Origin of the sequence: Bacillus sp. AP8 (genome assembly GCF_000321185.1) — a bacterium.
In the GTDB taxonomy this organism is placed as follows: Bacteria; Bacillota; Bacilli; order Bacillales; family DSM-1321; genus Bacillus_AD; species Bacillus_AD massilioanorexius.
This window is the reverse complement of record NZ_CAPG01000074.1, coordinates 1-22,719: the sequence shown is the minus strand read 5'-3', so window position 1 is coordinate 22,719 and position 22,719 is coordinate 1. Positions and strand designations below refer to the sequence as shown.

The following is a 22,719-nucleotide window of genomic DNA, read 5'->3' as shown; positions in this document are numbered from 1 at the left end:
GTGGTGATCAAATGATAATTAAAAACATGAAAATAACTAATTCTCGTGGCGATTCAATTACATTTGGTCGCCATTTTCGTATTCCAGATGATTTTGACATGAGTGGGCTAAGTGCTTCAGTTAATTATTCAGAATCAACTGGTGATGGATCTAATTATCAAAATACAAAATTAGAAAATAGGGACTTTGATGTTCCTTTTTTTATTTACAAAGCTATGACTGATTCTTGGTGGATTGAAGAAAAGCGTAATGAAGCTTATAAAGTGTTCAATCCTAAAGCTAATCCTATGCGTATAGATTTCACAACTAAAAGTGGTGAAGAGTATTATTTAAATGCAAATTTAGAAGCTTCACCATCATTCCCAACAGGATTTGAAAACAACAATAATGAATGGCAAAAAGGGTTAATACAATTCAGTTCAAATGACCCTTATTTTTATAAAAAAAATGCTCAAAGTATTGATTTAGCTTTGTGGCAATCATCATTTCATTTTCCGTTAATTATTCCACAAGATAAAGGTATTACAATGGGAAAACGACAGCAATCACTCATAGTAAATGTAAAAAATGATGGGCAAGAATCAACCGGAATGATTATACGTTTTCGTGCAAGGGGAACTCTTAGTAATCCGTCCCTAGTTAATGTTAATACCTATGAGCAAATGAAAATTAATACCACTATGTTATCGGGAGATGTAATTGAAGTGTCAACTTATCGTGGCAAAAAGACTATAAAGTTAACTAGAAATGGCGTGATAACTAATGCTTTTAATACGTTAGACCTAGCATCGAAATTTTTACAGTTGGAAATAGGAGATAATCTTTTCCGTTACAATGCAGATGAAGGTTTAGACAACCTAGAAGTATCAATTAATTTCACTTCTCGATTATTGGGGGTGTGACTGTGGAATTATACGTATTTGATATGGAACTTAATCATCTTGGAATGATTGATGAATTTATTCAGGTTGAGTCAGAGCTACATTATACAAAAATGAGCTATCTTTATCTAAGTGTGGAAGGCAATAAGGAGAACATAGATTTATTACAAAAAGGTAGAATACTTGTAAAATCGAATGATTTATCTAGAGGTTATGTAATCCCAAGAAGAGAATACGAAGATGAACAATCAAGTATACTGCAAATCATAGCTCCATCATTCAATGTATTGTTACATCGTCGAATCGTCTTAGGTCAACAAGTATATACAGATAATCTTGAATATGTAATTAAGAAATTTATTTATTACAACGCTATTAATACGACTCAAAATAGGAAAATACCTCATCTTGATGTTGATTTCGAGTACAAATGCGATCTTGAAGATGGAACTGAGAGTGCTGCTAATGTTCATTTAGATGATCTATCATATGATTTATGTAATAAATATGATTGTTCTTGGGATATATTTATTGATTTAGAAAATAAAAAGTTTGTTTATACAACTTGGAAAGGTACAGACAGAAGCGCAGAACAAAGCGAGAATCCACATATTATCTTTTCAAAGGACTCTGATAATGTACTTAAACAAAACTATGTTGAGGATGATAGCGATTATCGCACAACAGCGATTGTTGAAGGTGAAGAAGAAGGATTAACAAGAAGAACAGTAATTGTTAATGATGAACTTAGTGGGTTCGACAGAATAGAAATGTTTGTTGATGCAAATAGTGTTAAAAAAACATATAAAAATGAAAATGACCAAGAAGTAACTCTTACAGATACAGAATACAATTCCTTATTAAAAGCAGAAGGAGAAAAAGCACTATCTGAATATCAAAAGATCACTACTTTTGAGAGTGATGTAGACTTATATTCTAACAATATATTTGGTGTAGATTACTTTTTAGGAGATAAAGTGAGTATTCGTAATGATGATTTAGATATCATACTGCATACTCGTATCGTTTCTGTGATTGAAACTGTTAATAAAAGTGGAACTAGTTTAAAAGTAAATTTCGGGTCAAATGTTCCTAATTTAATAGACAAAATAAAAAGGGCGGTGAAATAATGGCTGAATTAGGATATTTTTTTAATGCTGTAAATGTAAATGGAACATGGGATAGAGAATATAAAGCTGAGGATTTTGCTGATTTTTTTAGTCCATTAATTACGAATGGTTTTTTTCCTTCCGACCTGAATTTAAAAGCTATTGCAGATGCAGGTAATATGAACGTTACAATTAAATCCGGAAGAGCATGGATTAATGGTTATATGTACAAAAATACAAGTGATTTGATTTTGACACACGATGTTGCAGACGGTGTTTTAAATCGGATTGATAGAGTAGTAGTTCAATTAAGCTTTATAGATCGTGAAATAAAAACAATTATTAAAAAAGGAACACCGGCAAGTAATCCTTTGCCTCCTACAGTTCAACGTGATGCTGACATTTACGAACTAGGGATTGCTACTGTTGCAATTAATGCTGGAGCTACAAGTATTGTGCAAAACAATATAATTGATACAAGAAATGATGTAACCGTAGGTGGGATAGTAAATAACTTATTCGCTGAAATGAACGCACAAGCTAGGAATGTCAAATTAGACGATATCAATAACCTCTATGTATCTGATAATGTAGAAGGCGCATTGATTGAATTAGGACAACCAAAAGCGGTTTACAAAGAAGATGTGGACCAAAATGATAAGTTCAAAAAAGTTACTCTTAAAAATAGTGCGGGTGTAACGATTGCTGTTAGTGTGTTATCGAATCCAGATAGCGACTTAAACTATCGAACAAGAACAGAAACGTTATACGGACAAGATGGTGTAACACCAATGAAAACAATCGTTTACACAAGAACATTCAATTCTAATGGTTTACTGTTAAATGAGGTGCCTAACTAATGAGGATAAACGACTTAGGTTTACAACATTTAGGAAACATTTCACCAGACAACATTATGAATTATTATCATGGTTATGGTTTGGGGAAAAGAGCAAATAAAATAGGCAATGGGTTCTATGCTCGTGATAGTATTTGGTGGAGATCGGACAACTTCACTACACCTATTGTTACTACAAATTTAAGAAATAATCTTAAAAACTTTTATCCAGATCCTTTTCACGGTGTTTTTTACATCATAGAAAACGGACAAGTAAGAGTAATTGACAATAAAGCGGTGGATATAGCTACTATTCAATTACCTTTAAATCCTTACAGTTTATATCCTCAAGGGTTAGCGACTATTGATAAAAGTGGAAATGGGTTAATAATGACAGATGGTGAATTTATTCATATAAATCCAAATGGAACTATAAGAAACAGAAAATCACATCCTTACAATCTTACTCAGCAAAACATGAATTATTGGGGCTGGGTAACTGTTCACCCTACAAAAGATTTATTTGCCGTCCATGTATATAACGGTGCATATAGGTATATGCTTTGTAAATTATCTACTTTAGAAATATTGAACAATAATTTAACAATAGATGGCGGTAACGATGAAAAGTTTTTCTTCACTAAACAAGGCAAAATAATGTCTGCTATAACAAGACGGGCAAGTTATATGCAAATTATCGAAATTGATTATTCAAATAATACTTTATTGTCTAAAAAACAAATTCAATTACCAACAGCAACTGGCAATTGGACTAATATGGGACTAGACAAAAAAGGTAACATGTTATTTTCTAATTGGTCTTTAAAAAAGATAATAAGTGTAGATTCCACTAACGGAACTATAAGCGACTATATGACTTTCCCTTCAATGACCGATAGTGTTTCTTTTACTGATTTTGATGAAAAGTATTTGTATGGATATATTGAAGAAAGCGGTAATATAGGTTCAGTTGTAGTTTATGATATAAAAACTAAAGAGTTAGTGAAAAATGTTGGTGGTAGTTATGTTTACCCTATTCAATTCAAAGGTAAATTACCTATTACCGAAGCATTTTTTTAAGGAGGTGGTAAGGCTTGATATTTCTGAAATTCGATGAAAACGGTATTGAAACATATAGGCATTACAAACCAGAAATGTTATCAAAAGAGCAGCTTGAACAAGGTATTTTAGTTCAAAGTTTACCAAAACCATCAATTGGCCAATCTGACATTCTAAAATATGATGGCAAGAAACTTTATTATGAAGATATGCAAGTCCAAGAATTACAAAAGGAAAATGAATTAATGAAAGCACAAAATAAAGCAATATCTGAAAGAGCTGATTTTATGGAGGATGTAGTTGCAGAAATGGCGATTGCGTTCTATCCATGATCAGCTTTTTATATTGGCTACTAATAAAAATACTAGGAGATGATGGTGTAATGATGGCAATGTTTTTTGCGCAAAGAGTGATTTTAGATAAAACAAAATTTGAAGATGTGCCAAATAGTTTGAAACCACAAGTATATGAACATTTGAAAGATAGTGGTCTGGAATATTTAGCTGGTGATTATCAACCACCAATAGCACAGTAGGATCTATTATACGCAACAAAGCAAACACCGATTAAGGTGTATTTTTTATGTCTTTTTTCAAACGATTTCTAGGGATGGGAATCTAAATGAAAGGAGTGAAATGAATTGGAGGGATTTACATTGTTTATTGAAGCTGGGAGTTTAGATATTGTTCAAACGTATTTATTTGGTGGTGTAAAGTTCTTAGATTTACTTGTATTGCTTATGCTAGTTGATATCGTAACTGGTATCATGAAAGCAATTAAAGATAAGAGATTGAGAAGTAGAACAGCATTGTTTGGATATGCGCGTAAAATAGGGATATTTGGGGTTATCATCTTAGCGAATATCATTGATAAGATATTAGGATTAAATGGAGCTGTAGCGATTGCTACGGTTCTTTTTTATATCGCTAATGAAGGTTTATCTATTATTGAAAACTTGGCTCAGATTGGTGTGAAAGTGCCTAAAATTATCTCTGATAAATTGCATGTTATTGAATCAGAAGATGATGAGAATAAGGAAGTGAATAAATAATGGCACTTAAAGACTTAAACAAATACAAAGATCTAAGAAATACTATTAGAAGAAAAGGGCGTTATCCGTTAGTTGGTACAGCTGTTAAAGACACAATTGTTATCCATCATTCAATGACTAAACAAAATGCAAAAGGTTCAACTCCTCAAGCTTTTGCAAACTATCATATTGATACACAGAAGTGGCCAGGGATAGCATACCCATTTGTAATAGCACCAGACGGTACTATTTTTCAGTGTGATGATCTAGATCGTAGAACGTACCATGCTGGCAATACTAACACAAGAAGTATTGGTATTTGCCTAATTGGTGATTTCCGTACAGAAGGATCGAAAGAAAAACCAACAGAAGCTCAAATGATGTCATTATACTTATTAGTCAAAGAGTTACAAAGAACATTGCCAAAACTGAAAATTATTAAAGGACACCAAGAATGTCCAGGTTATATTTGGAAAAATTGTCCTGGTGACACTTGGAATTATAAAAATGTAGTTGATGGATCATTTTTAAAAAATACAAATGTAGCTAATAAAGAAAGAGAGGATAAGCTTATGAGTGAAATTAAACGTGATGTATTTGTTCCGACAACGTTAGTAGGAAGAGAAGCAGTTGCTACTGTATTATCTCGATTCGAAAAGAAAGAATCTCCATTAAGTGATGCGCATCGTAAAGAGTTTCTTGAAGGTGCAATGACACAAGACAAAGCAATTGAATTAATTTACATCGCAATTGAACGCGGCTATATAGAAGGGCCACGTATGAATGATACTGTAAAAAAAATTGATCAATTAGAAAAACAAATTGAAGAACTAAAAAAATAAAGTCAAAAGCCCTTCTCAATTCGAGAGGGGCTTATTAAAATACTCCGTTATTAATTCCTCACTTCTATTCCTCAAACGTGGATTGAAATATTTTTGATACTCGTGTTGTCCATTTAAAATAAAGGTGTACACTGTGAAATACTCATCGCTACTACCCTTTAATACTTTAATATTGTTTTTCATCAAGTAATCTCTCGATGCTTTTAAATCCTTGTTTATTTCTTTAAGTATTCGATCTAGTAAATTCAAATAAGGATTCTTAAGTTTAAATGATCCTTGCTCAATAATTTTTTTATCACGTTCCAAAATGGTAATTAACATGGGTAAATATATTTCATTTTCAATAAGATCTCGATTTTTATCATTTATATTTATCATATCAATACCTCTTTTGAGTAAAATATATATATCAATTATATACAAACATTCGTTCGTAATCAACTTGAAATAAGAACGTTAGTTCGTATATAATTATAAAAAAAGGAGGTTCCATCATGAAAAGCTTACTTATTCAATCTAGAGAAAATAAGGCTCCAATTATGATTTTTTACATCGATAAGTATGGTAAGGTAACACAACGTATTATTACTGTTAAAGCAATTGGTAAGGAAAAAATCAGAGCATATTGTCATTATCGTAAAGCAGAACGTGTTTTTAAGATTGAAAGTATTCTTTCATGTGGATCTGTTGGAAAGAGAAGTGCTTCTTAATGTATCAAGATAGAGGAATGTTGAAATGGCAAGGTTTTTTCTTATCAGAACATACGGAACAAATAGCAAGGGATAAATATGAAGCAAGGAAAGTTGAAAAGCCTATTTTAGATGCATGCCAAATAGAAGAAAATGAACAAAAAATCCTTTATGCAATGGAGTTTTGTTATTATTTGAAATTTACATTATGGAGAAGTGGTTTTATAGAAGATATTAAAGTTAGAGTTATTCAATTAGATGATTTAAATAAAATAGTTAGAAGTGCTGAAGAAAATGGGAATCCACATTTCATTCCTTTTGATTCAATTATCAGTGTTGAAGTATTAGACCAAAGAATAATATAAAAGCCCAACTCATAAGAGAAGGGCTTATTTTAGAATTATTTACTGTACAGGAATTGTAAATGAAACTTTATGATTTTCCATGAAATCTTCTGAGTTAACATCGCCTAATTCAAGTTTGATTTCTTTTACAGACTTAACATCGATATTTTTACCTTTTGGAGCTAAAAATTCAATAACACCTTCTTGTTTTACACCTGATTGTACATCTCCGCCAATATCACCATCAGTTAAAAATAAGTTAGCATCTAACTGCATATTGCCGACTACAGCAGACCCTTGATCTGGATAAAAACTTACTGCTTTAGAATTGGTATTTTCAATATTTATCCCTACTAAGATTTTATCATCAGTAATTTTGATTTCGCCAAGTCCTATTTTTAATCCAACAGCATCCATGTTCTGCGAACTAGCATCTACTTTTTTTGAACCATCATCTACAGTTTTTGTTTCTTTTTCCTCATTTTTATTATTATCTGATCCTGTAGATACCTTATCACTATCTCCCCCACCAGCAACAGCAATAATAATAAAAATTACAATTAGTGCAATAAAACCTAAACAGCCAAACTTAAAAAACTTTTTCATATTTATACCCCCAAAATTTATAATATTTCCCTAGTTAAATATAACTAATAATTACAAATATTACAAACGGATAGGTAATTGAATTTATATTTTATAACGATATTCAATAATCATCCTCTATATCGTATAAATCATCAACTTTAACACCTAATAACTTTGCCAATTTAAACATTTCACGAGCATTGGGATAACTCTTTCCTGTGCACCACGCTGAAATCGTATTCCTGCTCCTATTAAATTCTTTCATAATATATTCTCGCTTATATGGAGATTCATCAATTATTCTTCCTATATTACTTTTCATAATATCACCTATCATTAAATTCTATATTAATCGTTTCAATCCTTTCACAAATTAATTTACATAAATATCATGAATTATTTTGTATAGACACGCATTATCTAGGCAAATATCCATACAATGAAGTATTCAAAGAAAAGGAGAGTGAAGAAAATGGAGGGGATAGTTTTAATAGGAGCATTTGGAGCAACAATGATTGGCATCGGTTTATTAGAAAACATAGGATTTGGGATAAACAACGATTTATTAAAACTCACAATGGAAACAGCAAAGTTTGGAGGGCTATTATATATCGTCAAATTAGCAGCAACTTTATTCCTTTGAATTGACTACACAATTTAGATATCTGAAAATTTTGCTAGCGCATATGAAGAGAAAATAAAGGGTAATAGATGTATATCTGTTCCAAAGAAAATGAAAGAAAAAGTACAAGAGATATACGTTATATAACAATAAATGAAAACTTCAATGAAAATTTCACTTTATGAAAACATCTTTGAAAGCTACAATGAAATATTCAAGGAGGGTTACAATGTGGGAAATACTAGCTTTACCAGCTTTAGCAGTAGGAGCAGCGCTTGTCCCAAAAAGAAAGATGAAGGACATAGATAAAATAAAAAAAGTATTTGAAAATACATCATTAGGCATTAAAAAACAAGAAGAGATCCACTACCCAATTCTACTAAAAAAATCTCAACAACAAACACATTCCACTTACATTTTTTCTTTACCACTCGGATTATCCTCTTATCAATTCGAATCAATCATTCCAGCAATTGAAGAAGGTCTTAATAAAGATTGTGATTATACCTTTGAAGATGGAGTATTTAAGCTTAAAACATTCAATTCTCAGTTGCCTACTAAATGGAAATACACAGATGACTTACTAAGTATCAATACATGGCAAATACCAATTGGAAAGAATCATGAAGGTACACTTTATCATGATTTTGAAAAATATCCTCATATGCTAGTCGGTGGTGTTACTCGATTTGGTAAAACAGTGTTTATTAAAGAAGCCTTTTATACTTTGCTTATGAATCAGTTAGAAAATGCTGAGTTTTACTTTCTGGACCTAAAGGGTGGTTTAGAGTTTGGAAAATACATTGGTCTACCACAAGTGAAAGGAGTTGCTTCTGATTTACGTGAATCAGTTGAATTATTAGCATTAATTCACCAGGAGTTAAAGGACAAAGAAAAGTCATTTAGACAAAATGGTTATACAAATATAGTCGATACTCCAATAAAGAAAAGGACATTCATTATTGTGGATGAAGGAGCTGAACTTTCACCGAACCTACTTACTGGAGAACTAAAAAAGTATGCTAATTACTGTCAACAAACCTTATCAGAAATCGCTCGTATAGGTGGAGGTATTGGATATAGAATGCTTTTTTGTACTCAATATCCTGTGAAAGAAGCAGTACCAATGCAAATTAAAATGAACATTGTTGCTCGATTATCTTTCATTGCTGCGGCTCAAGTTGCTTCACGAGTTATTTTAGATGAAAACGGAGCTGAAGAACTACCAAGCATACCTGGTAGAGCAATTTATAAGATTGAAAAGAAACGTATTGTACAAGTGCCTTATATTGATGACAAGTACATGTTCACAAAAATGGAGGAGAAAGAAAGTGATATTATCAACTCAGTCAAAAGTAGAACAATTATTGATAACGATAGATCATTTAGGGATGGCCACAATAAAAAATCTTCGTGGAATCCATGATTTGAAAAGTTATAGAAACGCATGCTATGTAATAAAAAAGATTGAACCGTATGTCAATACAACATTTTTCAATAAAGAAAAGGTCTTTTATCTGAATAAACAAGGACTTTCATTTATTGATTCTGATAAACAACAAGTGAAAAAATCAAATTTGGAACACACTCTTTTAAGAAATGAAGCATACATGTATTTAAATTGTCCTTTGGATTGGAAAAATGAATGTGTTTTGGAATATGAGGTAATGCAGCCTAATAATTTAGGTATTGTCATAAAAGGTATGAATGTAGTCACTAAAAGTAAAATGGTTGCCGATGCTGTATATAAAAGAAATGGATATACTCATATAGTTGAAATAGATAACACTAGACACATGCAAGATAATCATAAAAAGATTAAGTCTTATGTTGATTGTTTTAAATCATTAGATACTCCACGTTTAGAGATATTTACGACAACATTAGATAGAAAGAGGAAATTTGAGAAGTGGTTGTTGGAATATAAGCTTCGAGGTGAGGTAAAAGTGTTCGATGAGATTAAATAAAAATATAAACGGTGGCATAAAGTTAATTTTCCACCCATGTGCCACCGTTGTATAAGTTATAATAAAATTAGCTTAGTTATAATTAACGACAGATAATGTTTTGGTTTCTTTTAAGATACAGTTTTTAGTTACTTTGTTAGCGTTAATAAATGTTATATAGTGACGAATAGCTTTTTTGTGTAAACAAACGACACATGTGGAGACGGTCGCGTTGTTAGAGTTGGTATATGTAAAACCAAAATAATCTCCTGCTTCACAAAATAAACCCCTGTCATAATCAAAATAAAGTTCTGATATGCCTGTGGAAAAGTTGTGAGTCAAGGTAGGGAGAAAAGGAAGAAAAAGAAAGGGTGGGAACAGGAATCCCATCCTTTTTAATTTAGGAAAAAGGCAAGAAGAAAACAAGGGTAAACCTTACGGTTTCAACGTTTGAATGAAAAGTGAGAGGGGGTTCTTACGAACCCTTAAAGCATGAAAAAGAGGGAGAAAAAGGCAAGAAGAAAAGTAGGGAATACCACGACATTATTTTAATATTAAATAAAGTTGTGGGAAAAAAAGTGAGAAGAAATTTGTGAGAATGCTGGAACTGTGCAGGACTTTATTTTAAATGGTAGAAATTAGGTAGCGTAGGAATGCGGGTTTGAGCGGGATGGTGTAGCAGGAGTTTATTATTACTGAACAGTATAATAGAAAAGCAGTTGATATAGAAAAAATCTATACCATCTGCTTTTTTGTTTATAAAAATACTATTCAGGATTGATTTTCGTTAATATAAACATTTCCGATTTTCACAATCGTTTTTTCATAAATTATAAATGTCAAATGTACTTTTGTTTGATAATAAGTTATTAAGCATGATATAAGTGTAAAAGAAGTTGGACATTTGACGTTTTATTTTTTGACCGAGAGTTTGAAGTTGTATTTATAATGAGAGGATTTGAGTTTGAAATGATAGATAATTTTTGGCGTGATTTACCACGACCGTTTTTTATACTAGCACCAATGGAAGATGTGACGGATGTTGTTTTTCGTCATGTAGTAAGTGAAGCCGGTCGACCGGATGTATTTTTCACAGAGTTTGCAAACTCGGATAGCTATTGTCATCCAGAAGGAATAAACAGTTTACGTGGACGTTTGTTGTTTACAGAAGATGAACAGCCAATGGTTGCACATATATGGGGGGATAAGCCCGAATATTTCCGTCAAATGAGTATTGGAATGGCGGAACTAGGATTTAAAGGTGTAGATATCAATATGGGCTGCCCTGTACCGAATGTGGCATCGAGAGGAAAAGGTAGTGGTCTTATTCTGCGTCCAGACGTTGCGGCAGAACTTATTCAAGCAGCAAAAGCAGGCGGCCTGCCTGTCAGCGTGAAAACACGACTTGGTTATAAGGATGTAAATGAGTGGGAGGCGTGGTTAACGCATATTTTAAAACAGGACATTGCGAACCTTTCTATTCATTTACGTACAAGAGAGGAAATGAGCCAAGTAGATGCACATTGGGAGCTAATTCCGGAAATTAAAAAATTACGTGACCGTATCGCTCCAAATACGCTACTAACAATCAATGGAGACATTCCTGACCGTCAAACTGGGCTGCGGCTTGCTGAACAATATGGTATTGATGGTGTTATGATCGGGCGAGGCATTTTTAAAAATCCTTTTGCTTTTGAAAAAGAGCCAAAAGAGCATAACAGTAAAGAAAATCTTGATCTTTTAAGACTGCAGCTTGACCTTCAAGATCAATATGCGGAAGTACTGCCACGTTCAATCACAGGGCTTCATCGCTTTTTCAAAATTTATGTTAAAGGCTTCCGAGGGGCAAGTGAATTAAGAAATCAATTGATGAACACGAAATCAACAGATGAAGTGCGAGCATTGCTTGATAACTTTGGAAAAGATGTTGATATGACAGGGATAGTGAAATGATGGGACTCTTAAAAAGTTAGAGTAAATATGAATCACATCAGCTCATGTGTACTTATTGTATTCAGTTTCAATTTCCTTTGCAGCCGGCAAATTTTTGTTATTGTTTGATTCGTGGCTTTGCGTTCTTACCTTCAAAAGGTTGCGTTTATGAAAATAATATGTTACTTACTTTTGATTTTAGTTTGATCAAGTCTGTTTTCTGAAAGAAAAAGGTCTTAAGAACGTAATAAACCCACCAGCATTCATGTGTTGCCATATACACTCTACAAATATCGAGAATGTGGCTGTATTATAGAATTAAAATAATTATAGAAACTTCTAAAAGCCTTGATTTCTTATTGAAATCAAAGCTTTTTTTCTAGTGATTGTTGGAAAGGAATAAGCTTCTGTTTAGGTCAGTTGTGTTTTTCTTGTGTAAATTTCTTTGTTTATCAGCGAGAAAGTATGGCTATCTTAGAGGCTACAAAGTAGAATGAGTGAAAGAGGTGTTTGGCTGATGAATGAAGTGGAAAGCTATATATTGCAGTATCCAGAAGAGCTGCAGGACAAACTGCAAGAAATAAGGCAAGTGATTAGAGAGGCTGCACCAATGGCGACTGAAAAAATAAGCTGGGGGATGCCGACTTTTTATTTGAATAAAAATTTGGTGCATTTTGCAATGAATAAAGCGCATATTGGATTTTATCCTGGTGCTAGTGGTGTTGAAAACTTTAAAAGTCAGCTTGACGATTTTAAGCATTCAAAAGGAGCTATTCAATTTCCGTTGAGCCAGCCTTTGCCTAAGGAACTAATTACAGAAATTGTGAAGTTTAGAGTGAAAGAAAATACTAAGTAAAAAGTATTTAGAGGTTATGTACTTCGCGGTGAAGTGCATAACCTTTTTTTTATAGTAAACCATTCAATGGCTTTTCATGAAAATGTTCTAAAGCTTGATTCACGTCAAAGATATTATAGATTTTCTTCTCAATGCAAAACTGTACAATTAAATCGCTTGTCTCACTGCTTGATAGTGAATAGCCAGCAGCGTTTAAGAGGATATCCGTATCATCCTTATTTAATTGTAGTGCTAGGGCAAGCGCGAGAATGGTACTTTTCCTAGGATGGTAATTTGGATTGGTTCGAATTTTTGAAAAGAGCTTACGATCAATGCCGGCTCGATTATAAATGGTGGCGTCTGTTTCCCCCGTTTGATCTATAAATGAAAATAAGACACTGCTGAGTGATGGTTTCCGGTTTTCTTTAATGAAGTCTTCTAATGCATCTTCAGATGTACTATTTTCAATAGCACTGTCTATAAAATAAATGGATTCTTGTAGTTTAAAGCATATTGGTTCTATATGTGTTTGAATATATGTTTGTATTTCTCTTAATAAGGCATGGTCAAGCACTTCTTATACCTCCAAAAATGTCGCTTTTGAGGCGACCAAATGACGTATGAACTTAGTTAAAATTATATCATCAATTAGTTGTTTGGGAGGATGATAAGCATGAATCGAAACTTAACTGAAATCATTTTTGTGCTCGACCGAAGTGGAAGCATGTGCGGACTCGAAAAGGATACTATTGGTGGGGTGAATTCGTTAATTGAAAAACAATGCCAAACAAAGGGTGAAACGATAATCACTTTAATTCTTTTTGATAACGAATACGAAGTTGTTTGGAATGGTGTAGATGCCAATAAAGTTAGATTGTCAGAAAAAGAATATGAAGTGAGAGGGATAACTGCGCTACTAGATGCCGTTGGTAAGACCATTTTGGATGTAGGACATCGTTTATCTAAGACGGATGAAGCAGAAAGACCAGGCAAGGTTTTATTTGTTATTACGACAGACGGACAAGAAAATGCTAGCCAAGAATTCACTTATAAAAAAATTCAAGAGATGATCAAACATCAAGAAGAGACATATAATTGGGAATTTCTTTTTATGGGAGCTAATATTGATGTTGCCAAAGAAGCTGAGAATATGGGTATTCAGCATGACAAGGCATACCGATTCGAAGCAACGAGTGAAGGTGTAGAAACGATGTATGATTTCGTGTGTGAAGAAATTATGAGAATTAGAGAAGAGTAGTTTGGAATGAAAATGCTGTTTACTCGCCGTAACGTTGGATTTACTGTAGATAAATGGTGTTTAACTGTTCGTATCAGATCATTTACTGCCCATAGCTCCACATTTACTTGCCATTAGTTATTAATTACTGTAACTCTCGGATAAACTCGATTTTTAAATGTGTCATCTGAAGCAAGATTTAACGAAGATAAGATTTTGGATACAACTGAAGTAATTTGATAGTCCCATTCTAAAATTCCAAATGATTATCTACTGCTTGTTCATCTCGGAAGCCAGCGTAGCATTTGGCTAACTCTTCTTTAAATTACGTTCTGGCAGGATGGTTTATCGGTAATCTTCTAAGTTTTTCTTTTTTGTCAATGTTCCACCACCTTTCCATTATAAGGATTCAACAAAAAGATTCCGTATCCTCTAATGTGATAGGCATGTAACGAAGATAAATGGAATATTGTAATAACAGATTAATAGAAATTGCCGAAGGAGCTGAAATGATGACAGTAGTAGGTGGGAAGTATTTAGAAGTAGACCCAGGGGTAGAATTATTTGTACAAGATGTTGGGAGTGGCGATCCGATTGTTTTTATTCCAGGATTCACCTTTACGACGGAGGTGTTCTCTAAGCAGGTAGAGTATTTTTCGAAAACGAATCGTGTGATAGTTATCGATCCAAGAAGCCATGGTCGTTCTACAGCTTCACTTCATGGAAATGATTATGTGACACATGGGGAGGATTTGGCCAAACTCTTATTACAATTAGGCGTAAAAAATATGACGCTAGTAGGCTGGTCATTTGGTTGTCTTACAATTTGGGAATATGTGAAGAAATATGGAATGGATCATATTAAATCTATGATATTAGTAGACATGTCTCCGAAGGCCCTATCAACTAATGATCAAGATTGGGTGGAGGGTTCTCTTGATGATATTGGCGCGGCATATACAGCTTATATGAGAAATCCTCAAGGACAAAGGGATTTTATAGCTGGATATGCGAAGGGAGTGATGGTTCAACGTGAATTGAAGGAAGAAGAATTGAATTGGATTGTCGAACAATCATTAAAAACACCTTACTATATTGCTGCCAATTTATTTTCAGCTGGAATGTTTTCTGATTACCGTGAAGAAGCAAAGCTAGCTAGTGAATCAGTGCCTACGTTATCCATTATTGCAGAGCATTGGGCTGACGTCGCGAGTGTTTATATACAAAAAATCACTCCTGAATCTTCAATCAAGATACTTGGAGGACACTTAATGTTTTGGGAGCATAGTGAAAAGTTTAATACAATAGTTGAGGAATTTTTACAGGAGAATCAGTAAATGACTAATGAAAAAAGGTTTGAGAACGAATTCTATCGTCTCAAACCTTTTTTGGAATTCTCTAAACCAAAAAGGAGCGGTGAGTGTTTCTTACTAACTGTTAGTTCTTTTCCCTTACTTTGTATATTATTGCTAGCATCGCAAACCAAATGGGTGTTAATAAAAGCGGTAAGCGTGTTGCATCTGCAAATAGCATGACGATTAATATGAATAAAAACAACCCTAAAATAATGTAATTGATAAAAGGTGCAAAAGGCGCTTTGAAAATCGATTTTGCTCTTAAATCAGGTCTTTTTTTAGAATAGATAATATGTGAAATTAAGATAATGCTCCATACCCAAATAAAACAGATGGCGCTAATTGTTGTAACAACTTCAAATGCATTTTCTGGAATTAATTTACTTAACAAGGCACCTACTGAAACAACAAGAGTAGATATGAATAGAGCATTACTTGGAACGGCGTGTTTATTTAATTTAGACAACTTAGCTGGTGCTTCTTTATCTTTGCTTAATGTATAAAGCATTCGGCTTGTTGAAAATAATCCACTATTGCACGCAGAAGCGGCGGATGTTAACACGACAAAATTGATAATTCCTGCGGCAACCGGAATACCGACTAACGTAAATACTTCAACAAAAGGACTGCTCGTAGCATGCAATTGATCCCAAGGATTAATACAAAGGATGACGAACAAAGCACCTACATAAAAAAGTAAAATTCGAAGCGGTATTTTATTGATAGCTGATGGGATGTTCTTTTTCGGATTAGAAGTTTCGGCTGCTGTAACCCCAACCAATTCAACCCCAACAAATGAAAACACCACTAGCTGAAGTGAAAATAAAAATCCTGATATTCCATTTGGAAACATGCCGCCATGGCTCCAAATGTTTGAGATAGAAACTGTGCCAGTATTAGTTTTAAAACCAATGACTAACAAAATAATACCAATCACGATTAACGCAATAATTGTAATAACTTTAATGATTGCAAACCAAAATTCTAACTCTCCAAAAAGTTTTACCGTTAATAGGTTCAAACCTAATAAAATAACTAGGACTGCTATAGCCGGTACCCATTGAGGGATATCAAACCAGTATTGCATATACACGCCGACAGCAATAATATCAGCCATCGCTGTCATAATCCAGCAGAACCAATAGGTCCAACCAGTTATAAATCCGGCCCAAGGTCCGATATATTCCGTTGCAAATTCAGTAAAAGATGTATAGCCACTATTTGATAATAGTAGTTCTCCTAACGCTCTCATGACAAAGAAAAGAGATATTCCGATGATAAGATAAGCAAATAAAATGGACGGACCTGCCATGTGAATAGATTTTCCTGATCCTAAAAATAAACCTGTTCCGATAGTTCCTCCAATTGCAATTAATTGTACATGTCGATTTTTTAAATCTCGTTTTAATTTTTGCTGAGCCAATTTTTCTGCGCCTCCATTAGTAGTCAAATGATTTAAAAAATTCGGATAATAAAATAGTGTAGACTTGTTGAGTGAACAGGTGTTTTTCTTCCTAGTGCCGTTCGTTTCACAGATTTTTTTCAAAATCTACTAGATATCTTATCTCCTTAATGTAAAAAATAAGCTTGATTCTTTCACCTCACTTGATTTGTTATGAGAGAAATAAAAAAAGAGATTGGAAACATTCCAATCTCATTAAGGTCGAGAATAACAATTGGTAACTCGTTATCCTTCTGTCCTTTTGCCTGAGATTGTGAATCCTTCGGCGCTGTACTTTGTACAGTCTCTCCAGAAGCTGCTCCTGCCATAGTTTTATCCACGGCATTCATCGCTTACTAATATGCGATTATGTCTAAATGTTAAGTTTAATAGAAAGAAATTTCTATAAATCAACATTTATTATATTTATAAAACAATATTGGAATTCTATCATCTTTTTTGGCTTCGGTCAACAAATTAGAATAATCTATTTTTAATGTATAGGATTTTAGTAGAATAGCAACTACATAAAAGCCTTCATATTCCACACTTTAAATGCTTCCAACTAATATAAATTAAAGATTCTGGAAATATAGTAAAATTTTTATAGAAAAAGAAAGGAAGTTAGTGAGGCTATGACAATCAAAAAAGTATCCATTATAGGGTTAGGGGCATTAGGTGTTTTGTTTGGCAATCATTTATTAAAAAAAATGCCAACAGAGGATTTGAAAATTATAGCAGATGAGGATCGTATCAAAAGATATCAAGAACATAAAATTTATTGCAATGGAGAACCATGCCAGTTTCATTATGTTACACCAGATGAAGCAGTAGAACCAGCAGACTTGCTTATCATTGCAGTTAAATATAATGGATTGAAAGAAGCTATTCAAGCAGTGAAGAACTATGTTGGAGAACATACTATTATTATTTCGCTATTGAATGGGATTACGAGTGAAGTGATTATTGGTGAAGCGTATGGCATGGACAAAGTATTATACTGTGTTGCACAAGGTATGGATGCCGTTAAGCTAGGAAATAAATTAACCTATGACCATATGGGTATGCTCTGTTTTGGTGGTAAAGATTCTGATGAAGTTTCACAAAACGCAAAGGACTTAGTAGCGTTTTTTACAGCAATGGATCTTCCATTTGAATTGGATAAAGATATGTATAGACGACAATGGGGCAAATTCATGCTGAATGTAGGAGTTAATCAAACAGTCGCTGTTCATCAAAGTAACTATGGGGGAGTGCAAAGAGAAGGAAAAGCACGAGAAACAATGATTGCAGCGATGAGAGAAGTAATTGCTCTATCCGAAAAAGAAGGAGTTCATTTAACGGAAGCAGACTTGATCTATTGGCTGAAAGTATTAGGTACATTAAGCCCTAATGGAAAACCATCCATGGCTCAAGATGTGGAGGCAAAACGTTTTAGTGAAGTGGAATTATTTGCAGGCACGGTTGTGGAATTAGGGAAGAAATATGGAGTATCTACACCTATCAATCAAGAATTATACGACAAGATTAAAGCTATTGAAGATCAATATACTCTTCAGTGATAGAAGATTGGCCGTATATTTTAGTGTATAAAGAATAAGAAAATTACTTGTATAAAAAGATGTTACTAAGTACTTCATACTAGTAACACACAAAAGCTTTGAACTTTGATGATGTTCAAGGCTTTTATTATATCTAAAATCTTTCCAGTAAGATCATGAGGTAGTATTAATAAAAGAAGTGAGAATATCAAGGGGGATATCATAATTACTGGTAGTGACAGGTAGCGTTCATAGTTATTATTGTTGATGACTCGTTTTTTTTTGATTATTATATTAATATTTTAGTTAAAGATAAAAGAGAAACTAGTTTGAAAAGAGGAGATTAAATGAATAAAACGACAAAACAAAAATCAAACAAACTGAAGATTATTTCACGAGTAGTATTAATTATTATGGGGGCTTTTATAACCGCATATGGACTAGAAGCGGTATTAATCCCAAACAATGTATCAGATGGTGGGGTAACAGGTATAAGTATCGTTGGCTCACAACTATTTGGCTTACCATTAGGACTTCTAATTGCAGTCATAAACATCCCATTTGTTTGGTTAGGATATAAACAAATTGGGAAAAGCTTTGCAATCTATTCAGTTATCGGTATTGCTTCACTAGCTTTAGGTACTAGCCTTATGCACCATGTGCCAACGATTATTGAAGGTGATACGTTGTTAGTTACTGTTGTCGGAGGTATTATTATTGGTTTTGGTATGGGGGTAGCTTTACGTAATGGCGGTGCATTAGATGGAATTGATATGTTAGCTGTACTCCTTTCGCGAAAATTACCTTTTGGGACAAGTGATCTCATATTATTCTTAAATATGTTTGTCTTTATTGTTGTATCAACAGTATTTGGTCTACAAGGGGCAATTCTTTCTGCGATTGCTTATTTTATAGCTTCTAAGGTCATTCACATTGTAGAAGAAGGTTTAAGTGGTTCTAAAACTTTCAAAATTATTACAAAACACCCTGTATTAATGGTAGAAACCATTCGTGATCGGTTAGGTCGAGGTGCAACGTACAATGAAGTGTACGGTGGTTATTCGAATGAACAATTTAAAGAAATTACATGTGTTATTAACCGTTTAGAAGAAAGTAAAATGAAAGAAATTATCCATGAAATTGACCCAGGTGCTTTTGTTACGGTATATGACGTAGCGGAGGTTAAGGGAGGTAATTTCAAAAAGCATAATATTCATTAAATAAAAACGAGTAACCGGATGCTTTTTAATTGTAGTGCAGTACAGGTGAAAGGATGTTTTTAAAGGGGATAATTGGATTGGCTATTTTGCTGCATCTTAGGGTTTACTGTCGGTATCTCGCGATTTACTATCCTTAACTCTACATTTGCTTGCCGTTTGCTATTAATTACCCTCTTTTGAAATTAAAAAAGCATCCATTGGAAGATGTGTATCAATCTGGTTCTTACTGGTGCTAAGATCCCAAAGGAGTTTGAGCACCAATAAGAACGAGATTGGTGAGGAAAAAAGCGAAACGAATCAAAGTTTCGCTTTTTTATATTTGCTACTACTTAAAATAAGGTGCTTTTTTTAAGATAACACAAACTGGAATGGCAATTATAATTCCTAATACATTTTGAATGAGATCTCCTGGAATCGAAGCTAAGGGTGCAATCCAATTATTGTATAGAATTCCTTCACCAATATAATAAACTGCTACCATAAATGGAATAGAAACGATTGTTGCAATTAAATTTAAAGCAATGCTGTTACCTTTGCGACCATTTGACCAAGCAATTTTACCAACGATGTATCCTTGTAAACCACGCGCCGTAAAGGTGATGGGCGCCCATAATGCCCAACCTCCAACTACGTCAAATAACCCCATTCCTATTGCACCGGCTAAAGCCCCCTTCTTAGGACCAAATAAAATAGAGGCAATAAATAGCATGGCTGTTCCTAGATGAACTAAACCACCATTTGCCGTAATTGGTAGTCTGATATTTAAAAAGACAGTAGAAAGGAACACAAGTGCAACTAACATTGATGTCATAATTAAATCAAAAGTTTTTTGACGTGACTTGGTATAACTTTGTGTATTTTCCATATCTATAAACCTCCTAAATTTAGAATTTACCGATTACTTTAGCAAAAAACTGATGTATATAAAAGGGTCAATTTTTCAAAAAACGTAGGGGTCAGTTTGTGAAATTTGAGAGTTGATAACTGTTTTTATACTAAGTAAAGAATCCATAAAGCATTAAGTTAATAAAAAGAGTGTTATATTTAAATGCACAATTAACCCAATTATCAGGGATTTTCCACATTTTTAATTTATGGTAATATGAATAAAGCTTAAGTTGGATAGATCTTATGGAGGTTATTATGAAAAAAGTTGCTGTAATACAAGATTTATCATCTTTTGGAAAGTGCTCATTAACAGCTGTGATTCCGGTTCTTTCGGTAATGGGAGTGCAGGCATGTCCTTTACCGACTGCTATATTGTCTGCACAAACAGGTTTTCCAAGTTTTTTTTGTGAGGATTTCACATCAAAAATGCAATATTTCGAAGAGGAATGGAGCAAGCTTCAGGTAACCTTTGATGGAATCTATACCGGCTTTGTAACTGGACAGGAGCAAATTGATAATATTTTTCGTTTTTTAGATAAATTTCATACAAAAGAAAACATTTTGCTTGTAGATCCGGTAATGGGGGATGTTGGTGAAGCTTATAAACTTTTTACAGAAGAATTGCTAGTACGAATGAGAGAACTTGTGAAATGTGCAGATGTGATTACACCAAATGTAACGGAGTGCTGTCTATTAACCGGATTATCTTATGAAAAATTACATAGCTATTCAAATGAAAGAGATTTTATCAAAGCGTTAGAAGAAGCTGGAAAGGCATTGCAACAAGAAACGAAAGCTAAGGTAATCATCACTGGTGTAAATCCGCCGTCAGAAGATACAGATAAGCAGTTTATCGGTAATATGTATTTGGACTGGAATAAAACAATATATGGTGCAATGCCGTACAATGGTAAAAGTTATTCGGGTACGGGTGATTTATTTGCCTCTGTCATAATGGGAAGCATGATGCGGGGAGAGAACCTAGAAAAAGCTGTACAGCTTGCAGAGGCATTTTTAACAGCAGCCATTAAGGATACTACCTTGGAGCAGATCCCTAAAGAAGAAGGGGTTAACTTCGAAAAATTTTTAAGAATGTTATTATAGAATGATTCTTTGTTCGGTGAAGGATCTTTGAATACATATGAAAGAGAAATTTATGGCTCAGAAATTATTATTTACGGGTCTTTAGACGTTTACCACTTTGTCTCTCTTTACATTTGGAATTCATTCCGTGATAAAGGTGAAAGCCCTTTTTACTGTATCGGTAATGATACTATAACTCAAACAGTGGAATTTACTTTTAGTATAAATAGTAGCTATAAAGCTGGAAATTTTGAAGTTAAAGAGATAGAAACACCTAAATTAAAAGATGCATACAAAGAATTTTCAAAGATAAACCCCGAAGACTTATTTTAATCTTTAGTGGAATATTAGGGTAATAAGGAGCTGTTAAGCAGTTCTTTTTTTCTGATTTTGGTCCTTAAAAATAAAGAATACTAGTTAAATCGAATAATATTTGAGCAAAAAATAAGTAAAAAATCGAATTTATTTTTTTCCTAAGCACCACACTACATTGAATAAAGGTATTGTAAGCATTAAAAACTAAGCATTTTTTTATAAACAATGACATCAATGTAGGCTTTTTTTCATACTATATATTTGGGGTGAAAAAATGCCAAGAGTTCAATACCGAGAATCAGATGTTGATTTAATGGCAAGGTTAATGAGGGCAGAAGCCGAGGGTGAAGGTCAACAAGGGATGCTGTATGTTGGCAATGTAGTGGTTAATCGTGCTGTAGCGGATTGTTTAGACTTTAAGGATGTAAGAACGATTGAACAAGTCGTTTATCAGGTACAAGGAGGAAATTATTCTTTTGAAGCTGTTCAAAAAGGAAATCTATTTTACCAAAGGGCGAGGTCTCAAGAAAAAAGGTTAGCAAAACAGAATTTGGATTATTGGAGAGACCATCCAGCGAAATATGCCCTTTGGTATTTTAATCCATATGCTCCCTGTCCTCCAACGTGGTACGATCAACCTTTTAGTGGTCAATTTAAAAATCATTGTTTTTATGAACCAGCAGCTAATACTTGTGAAAGTGTTTATTCAGGTTAGGTTGTCTAGGAGCTATTATTAATTCTGGAGTTTTATTGAAATTTTTCCTTTTTAATGATACGAATACAACATTTTTAGTCATAGGTTCTGGTTGGTAGCAAAGTAATTTATCCAAGGATTCAATTTTGTGAAATATTGCATATAGACTAACAAGTGCTAGAGTTGAATTAGATCAAGGCTGCTAATAAGCAGTCTTTTTTGTTATGCAG

General features: G+C 33.5%; 28 protein-coding genes and 1 riboswitch. Of the genes, 22 read left to right on the top strand and 6 right to left on the bottom strand.

Going from position 1 to position 22,719, the window contains the following annotated elements; genetic code table 11:
• Positions 1 to 11 precede the first annotated feature (11 nt).
• The 8 genes from BN349_RS24265 to BN349_RS25020 all read left to right on the top strand — a co-directional run bounded on the left by BN349_RS24265 (position 12) and on the right by BN349_RS25020 (position 5,759).
• Positions 12 to 902, top strand: a complete 891-nt coding sequence (locus BN349_RS24265) for a phage tail family protein (RefSeq protein ID WP_019243641.1) — start codon at positions 12 to 14, stop codon at positions 900 to 902.
• A 2-nt stretch (positions 903 to 904) separates the two neighbouring features.
• Positions 905 to 2,011, top strand: coding sequence for a siphovirus ReqiPepy6 Gp37-like family protein (locus tag BN349_RS17535; protein ID WP_019243640.1), 1,107 nt, complete (start codon positions 905 to 907; stop codon positions 2,009 to 2,011).
• Positions 2,011 to 2,850 carry a hypothetical protein gene (locus BN349_RS25025; protein WP_019243639.1) on the top strand — a complete coding sequence of 280 codons (840 nt, stop codon included), beginning with the start codon at positions 2,011 to 2,013 and terminating at the stop codon, positions 2,848 to 2,850. Before BN349_RS17535 ends, BN349_RS25025 begins: the two co-directional genes overlap by 1 nt.
• On the top strand, positions 2,850 to 3,908 hold the full coding sequence (locus BN349_RS17525; protein WP_019243638.1) for a hypothetical protein: 1,059 nt from the start codon (positions 2,850 to 2,852) through the stop codon (positions 3,906 to 3,908). Before BN349_RS25025 ends, BN349_RS17525 begins: the two co-directional genes overlap by 1 nt.
• A gap of 14 nt (positions 3,909 to 3,922) precedes the next feature.
• On the top strand, positions 3,923 to 4,219 hold the full coding sequence (locus tag BN349_RS17520; protein WP_019243637.1) for a hypothetical protein: 297 nt from the start codon (positions 3,923 to 3,925) through the stop codon (positions 4,217 to 4,219).
• 50 nt (positions 4,220 to 4,269) lie between these two features.
• Positions 4,270 to 4,422, top strand: a complete 153-nt coding sequence (locus BN349_RS26150; protein ID WP_198286497.1) for a hypothetical protein — start codon at positions 4,270 to 4,272, stop codon at positions 4,420 to 4,422.
• A 105-nt stretch (positions 4,423 to 4,527) separates the two neighbouring features.
• Positions 4,528 to 4,938, top strand: coding sequence for a phage holin family protein (locus tag BN349_RS17510; RefSeq protein WP_019243635.1), 411 nt, complete (start codon positions 4,528 to 4,530; stop codon positions 4,936 to 4,938).
• Complete coding sequence (locus BN349_RS25020) at positions 4,938 to 5,759, top strand: peptidoglycan recognition protein family protein (protein ID WP_019243634.1); 822 nt, start codon at positions 4,938 to 4,940, stop codon at positions 5,757 to 5,759. Before BN349_RS17510 ends, BN349_RS25020 begins: the two co-directional genes overlap by 1 nt.
• Before the next feature lie 15 nt (positions 5,760 to 5,774).
• Here BN349_RS25020 and BN349_RS17500 read toward each other — a convergent pair whose 3' ends face one another.
• Entirely contained in the window at positions 5,775 to 6,137 is a 363-nt protein-coding gene (locus BN349_RS17500; RefSeq protein ID WP_019243633.1) for a hypothetical protein, read from the bottom strand.
• Positions 6,138 to 6,253: 116 nt separating this feature from the next.
• Between BN349_RS17500 and BN349_RS17495 the strand changes: the two genes are divergently transcribed.
• Together BN349_RS17495 and BN349_RS25015 are read left to right on the top strand one after the other, a co-directional pair.
• Complete coding sequence (locus BN349_RS17495; RefSeq protein ID WP_019243632.1) at positions 6,254 to 6,469, top strand: hypothetical protein; 216 nt, start codon at positions 6,254 to 6,256, stop codon at positions 6,467 to 6,469.
• Positions 6,469 to 6,813 carry a YolD-like family protein gene (locus BN349_RS25015; RefSeq protein ID WP_019243631.1) on the top strand — a complete coding sequence of 115 codons (345 nt, stop codon included), beginning with the start codon at positions 6,469 to 6,471 and terminating at the stop codon, positions 6,811 to 6,813. Before BN349_RS17495 ends, BN349_RS25015 begins: the two co-directional genes overlap by 1 nt.
• A 39-nt stretch (positions 6,814 to 6,852) precedes the next feature.
• Here the strand turns inward: BN349_RS25015 and BN349_RS17485 are convergent, their stop codons facing one another.
• Complete coding sequence (locus tag BN349_RS17485; RefSeq protein WP_019243630.1) at positions 6,853 to 7,398, bottom strand: hypothetical protein; 546 nt, start codon at positions 7,396 to 7,398, stop codon at positions 6,853 to 6,855.
• A gap of 103 nt (positions 7,399 to 7,501) precedes the next feature.
• Positions 7,502 to 7,702: a helix-turn-helix transcriptional regulator gene (locus BN349_RS17480; protein WP_019243629.1), complete on the bottom strand. Its 201-nt coding sequence runs from the start codon at positions 7,700 to 7,702 to the stop codon at positions 7,502 to 7,504.
• Between the two features lie 150 nt (positions 7,703 to 7,852).
• Between BN349_RS17480 and BN349_RS25960 the strand changes: the two genes are divergently transcribed.
• The 5 genes from BN349_RS25960 (at position 7,853) to BN349_RS17455 (ending at position 12,736) form a co-directional block, all read left to right on the top strand.
• The gene (locus tag BN349_RS25960) at positions 7,853 to 8,023 is read left to right on the top strand and encodes a hypothetical protein (RefSeq protein WP_019243628.1); all 171 of its coding nucleotides are present in this window, start codon (positions 7,853 to 7,855) and stop codon (positions 8,021 to 8,023) included.
• A 208-nt stretch (positions 8,024 to 8,231) separates the two neighbouring features.
• On the top strand, positions 8,232 to 9,428 hold the full coding sequence (locus tag BN349_RS17470) for an FtsK/SpoIIIE domain-containing protein (protein ID WP_019243627.1): 1,197 nt from the start codon (positions 8,232 to 8,234) through the stop codon (positions 9,426 to 9,428).
• Positions 9,334 to 9,969, top strand: coding sequence for a hypothetical protein (locus BN349_RS17465; RefSeq protein ID WP_019243626.1), 636 nt, complete (start codon positions 9,334 to 9,336; stop codon positions 9,967 to 9,969). Before BN349_RS17470 ends, BN349_RS17465 begins: the two co-directional genes overlap by 95 nt.
• 948 nt (positions 9,970 to 10,917) lie before the next feature.
• A complete protein-coding gene (locus BN349_RS17460) occupies positions 10,918 to 11,901 on the top strand; it encodes a tRNA dihydrouridine synthase (RefSeq protein ID WP_187370291.1) in 984 nt (327 codons plus the stop codon).
• A gap of 496 nt (positions 11,902 to 12,397) precedes the next feature.
• Positions 12,398 to 12,736, top strand: a complete 339-nt coding sequence (locus BN349_RS17455) for an iron chaperone (RefSeq protein ID WP_019243624.1) — start codon at positions 12,398 to 12,400, stop codon at positions 12,734 to 12,736.
• A gap of 49 nt (positions 12,737 to 12,785) precedes the next feature.
• On the opposite strand, the gene BN349_RS17450 is transcribed toward BN349_RS17455, so the two are convergent.
• Positions 12,786 to 13,289, bottom strand: coding sequence for a hypothetical protein (locus tag BN349_RS17450; protein ID WP_019243623.1), 504 nt, complete (start codon positions 13,287 to 13,289; stop codon positions 12,786 to 12,788).
• A 99-nt stretch (positions 13,290 to 13,388) separates the two neighbouring features.
• Here BN349_RS17450 and BN349_RS17445 point away from each other — a divergent pair, with 99 nt between their 5' ends.
• Together BN349_RS17445 and BN349_RS17440 are read left to right on the top strand one after the other, a co-directional pair.
• The gene (locus BN349_RS17445; protein WP_019243622.1) at positions 13,389 to 13,973 is read left to right on the top strand and encodes a vWA domain-containing protein; all 585 of its coding nucleotides are present in this window, start codon (positions 13,389 to 13,391) and stop codon (positions 13,971 to 13,973) included.
• Positions 13,974 to 14,464: 491 nt separating this feature from the next.
• Complete coding sequence (locus tag BN349_RS17440) at positions 14,465 to 15,289, top strand: alpha/beta fold hydrolase (protein WP_019243621.1); 825 nt, start codon at positions 14,465 to 14,467, stop codon at positions 15,287 to 15,289.
• Positions 15,290 to 15,389: 100 nt separating this feature from the next.
• Here the strand turns inward: BN349_RS17440 and BN349_RS17435 are convergent, their stop codons facing one another.
• Positions 15,390 to 16,730: an amino acid permease gene (locus BN349_RS17435; protein WP_019243620.1), complete on the bottom strand. Its 1,341-nt coding sequence runs from the start codon at positions 16,728 to 16,730 to the stop codon at positions 15,390 to 15,392.
• A gap of 262 nt (positions 16,731 to 16,992) precedes the next feature.
• Positions 16,993 to 17,071: riboswitch (glycine riboswitch) on the bottom strand.
• A gap of 312 nt (positions 17,072 to 17,383) precedes the next feature.
• Here BN349_RS17435 and BN349_RS17425 point away from each other — a divergent pair.
• Positions 17,384 to 18,310, top strand: a complete 927-nt coding sequence (locus BN349_RS17425) for a ketopantoate reductase family protein (protein WP_019243618.1) — start codon at positions 17,384 to 17,386, stop codon at positions 18,308 to 18,310.
• Between the two features lie 326 nt (positions 18,311 to 18,636).
• Entirely contained in the window at positions 18,637 to 19,509 is an 873-nt protein-coding gene (locus tag BN349_RS17420; protein ID WP_019243617.1) for a YitT family protein, read from the top strand.
• 325 nt (positions 19,510 to 19,834) lie between these two features.
• Here the strand turns inward: BN349_RS17420 and BN349_RS17415 are convergent, their stop codons facing one another.
• A complete protein-coding gene (locus BN349_RS17415) occupies positions 19,835 to 20,374 on the bottom strand; it encodes an ECF transporter S component (protein WP_019243616.1) in 540 nt (179 codons plus the stop codon).
• 278 nt (positions 20,375 to 20,652) lie between these two features.
• On the opposite strand from BN349_RS17415, the gene BN349_RS17410 reads away from it, so the two are divergent.
• The 3 genes from BN349_RS17410 to BN349_RS17400 all read left to right on the top strand — a co-directional run bounded on the left by BN349_RS17410 (position 20,653) and on the right by BN349_RS17400 (position 22,510).
• Positions 20,653 to 21,501 carry a pyridoxamine kinase gene (locus tag BN349_RS17410; RefSeq protein ID WP_019243615.1) on the top strand — a complete coding sequence of 283 codons (849 nt, stop codon included), beginning with the start codon at positions 20,653 to 20,655 and terminating at the stop codon, positions 21,499 to 21,501.
• A 27-nt stretch (positions 21,502 to 21,528) separates the two neighbouring features.
• A complete protein-coding gene (locus BN349_RS17405; protein WP_148335120.1) occupies positions 21,529 to 21,813 on the top strand; it encodes a hypothetical protein in 285 nt (94 codons plus the stop codon).
• Between the two features lie 256 nt (positions 21,814 to 22,069).
• Entirely contained in the window at positions 22,070 to 22,510 is a 441-nt protein-coding gene (locus tag BN349_RS17400; RefSeq protein ID WP_019243613.1) for a cell wall hydrolase, read from the top strand.
• Positions 22,511 to 22,719 lie beyond the last annotated feature (209 nt).

Bases quoted from the DNA above. Each gene is read 5' to 3' on its own strand.
- BN349_RS17445 (WP_019243622.1), top strand. From the start codon at position 13,389: ATGAATCGAAACTTAACTGAAATCATTTTTGTGCTCGACCGAAGTGGA.
- BN349_RS17495 (WP_019243632.1), top strand. From the start codon at position 6,254: ATGAAAAGCTTACTTATTCAATCTAGAGAAAATAAGGCTCCAATTATG.
- BN349_RS17410 (WP_019243615.1), top strand. From the start codon at position 20,653: ATGAAAAAAGTTGCTGTAATACAAGATTTATCATCTTTTGGAAAGTGC.
- BN349_RS25960 (WP_019243628.1), top strand. From the start codon at position 7,853: ATGGAGGGGATAGTTTTAATAGGAGCATTTGGAGCAACAATGATTGGC.
- BN349_RS25015 (WP_019243631.1), top strand. From the start codon at position 6,469: ATGTATCAAGATAGAGGAATGTTGAAATGGCAAGGTTTTTTCTTATCA.
- BN349_RS17425 (WP_019243618.1), top strand. From the start codon at position 17,384: ATGACAATCAAAAAAGTATCCATTATAGGGTTAGGGGCATTAGGTGTT.
- BN349_RS26150 (WP_198286497.1), top strand. From the start codon at position 4,270: ATGATGGCAATGTTTTTTGCGCAAAGAGTGATTTTAGATAAAACAAAA.
- BN349_RS17440 (WP_019243621.1), top strand. From the start codon at position 14,465: ATGACAGTAGTAGGTGGGAAGTATTTAGAAGTAGACCCAGGGGTAGAA.
- BN349_RS17525 (WP_019243638.1), top strand. From the start codon at position 2,850: ATGAGGATAAACGACTTAGGTTTACAACATTTAGGAAACATTTCACCA.
- BN349_RS17455 (WP_019243624.1), top strand. From the start codon at position 12,398: ATGAATGAAGTGGAAAGCTATATATTGCAGTATCCAGAAGAGCTGCAG.
- BN349_RS17485 (WP_019243630.1), bottom strand. From the start codon at position 7,398: ATGAAAAAGTTTTTTAAGTTTGGCTGTTTAGGTTTTATTGCACTAATT.
- BN349_RS17400 (WP_019243613.1), top strand. From the start codon at position 22,070: ATGCCAAGAGTTCAATACCGAGAATCAGATGTTGATTTAATGGCAAGG.
- BN349_RS17460 (WP_187370291.1), top strand. From the start codon at position 10,918: ATGATAGATAATTTTTGGCGTGATTTACCACGACCGTTTTTTATACTA.
- BN349_RS17420 (WP_019243617.1), top strand. From the start codon at position 18,637: ATGAATAAAACGACAAAACAAAAATCAAACAAACTGAAGATTATTTCA.
- BN349_RS17480 (WP_019243629.1), bottom strand. From the start codon at position 7,702: ATGAAAAGTAATATAGGAAGAATAATTGATGAATCTCCATATAAGCGA.
- BN349_RS24265 (WP_019243641.1), top strand. From the start codon at position 12: ATGATAATTAAAAACATGAAAATAACTAATTCTCGTGGCGATTCAATT.
- BN349_RS17500 (WP_019243633.1), bottom strand. From the start codon at position 6,137: ATGATAAATATAAATGATAAAAATCGAGATCTTATTGAAAATGAAATA.
- BN349_RS17470 (WP_019243627.1), top strand. From the start codon at position 8,232: ATGTGGGAAATACTAGCTTTACCAGCTTTAGCAGTAGGAGCAGCGCTT.
- BN349_RS17415 (WP_019243616.1), bottom strand. From the start codon at position 20,374: ATGGAAAATACACAAAGTTATACCAAGTCACGTCAAAAAACTTTTGAT.
- BN349_RS25020 (WP_019243634.1), top strand. From the start codon at position 4,938: ATGGCACTTAAAGACTTAAACAAATACAAAGATCTAAGAAATACTATT.
- BN349_RS25025 (WP_019243639.1), top strand. From the start codon at position 2,011: ATGGCTGAATTAGGATATTTTTTTAATGCTGTAAATGTAAATGGAACA.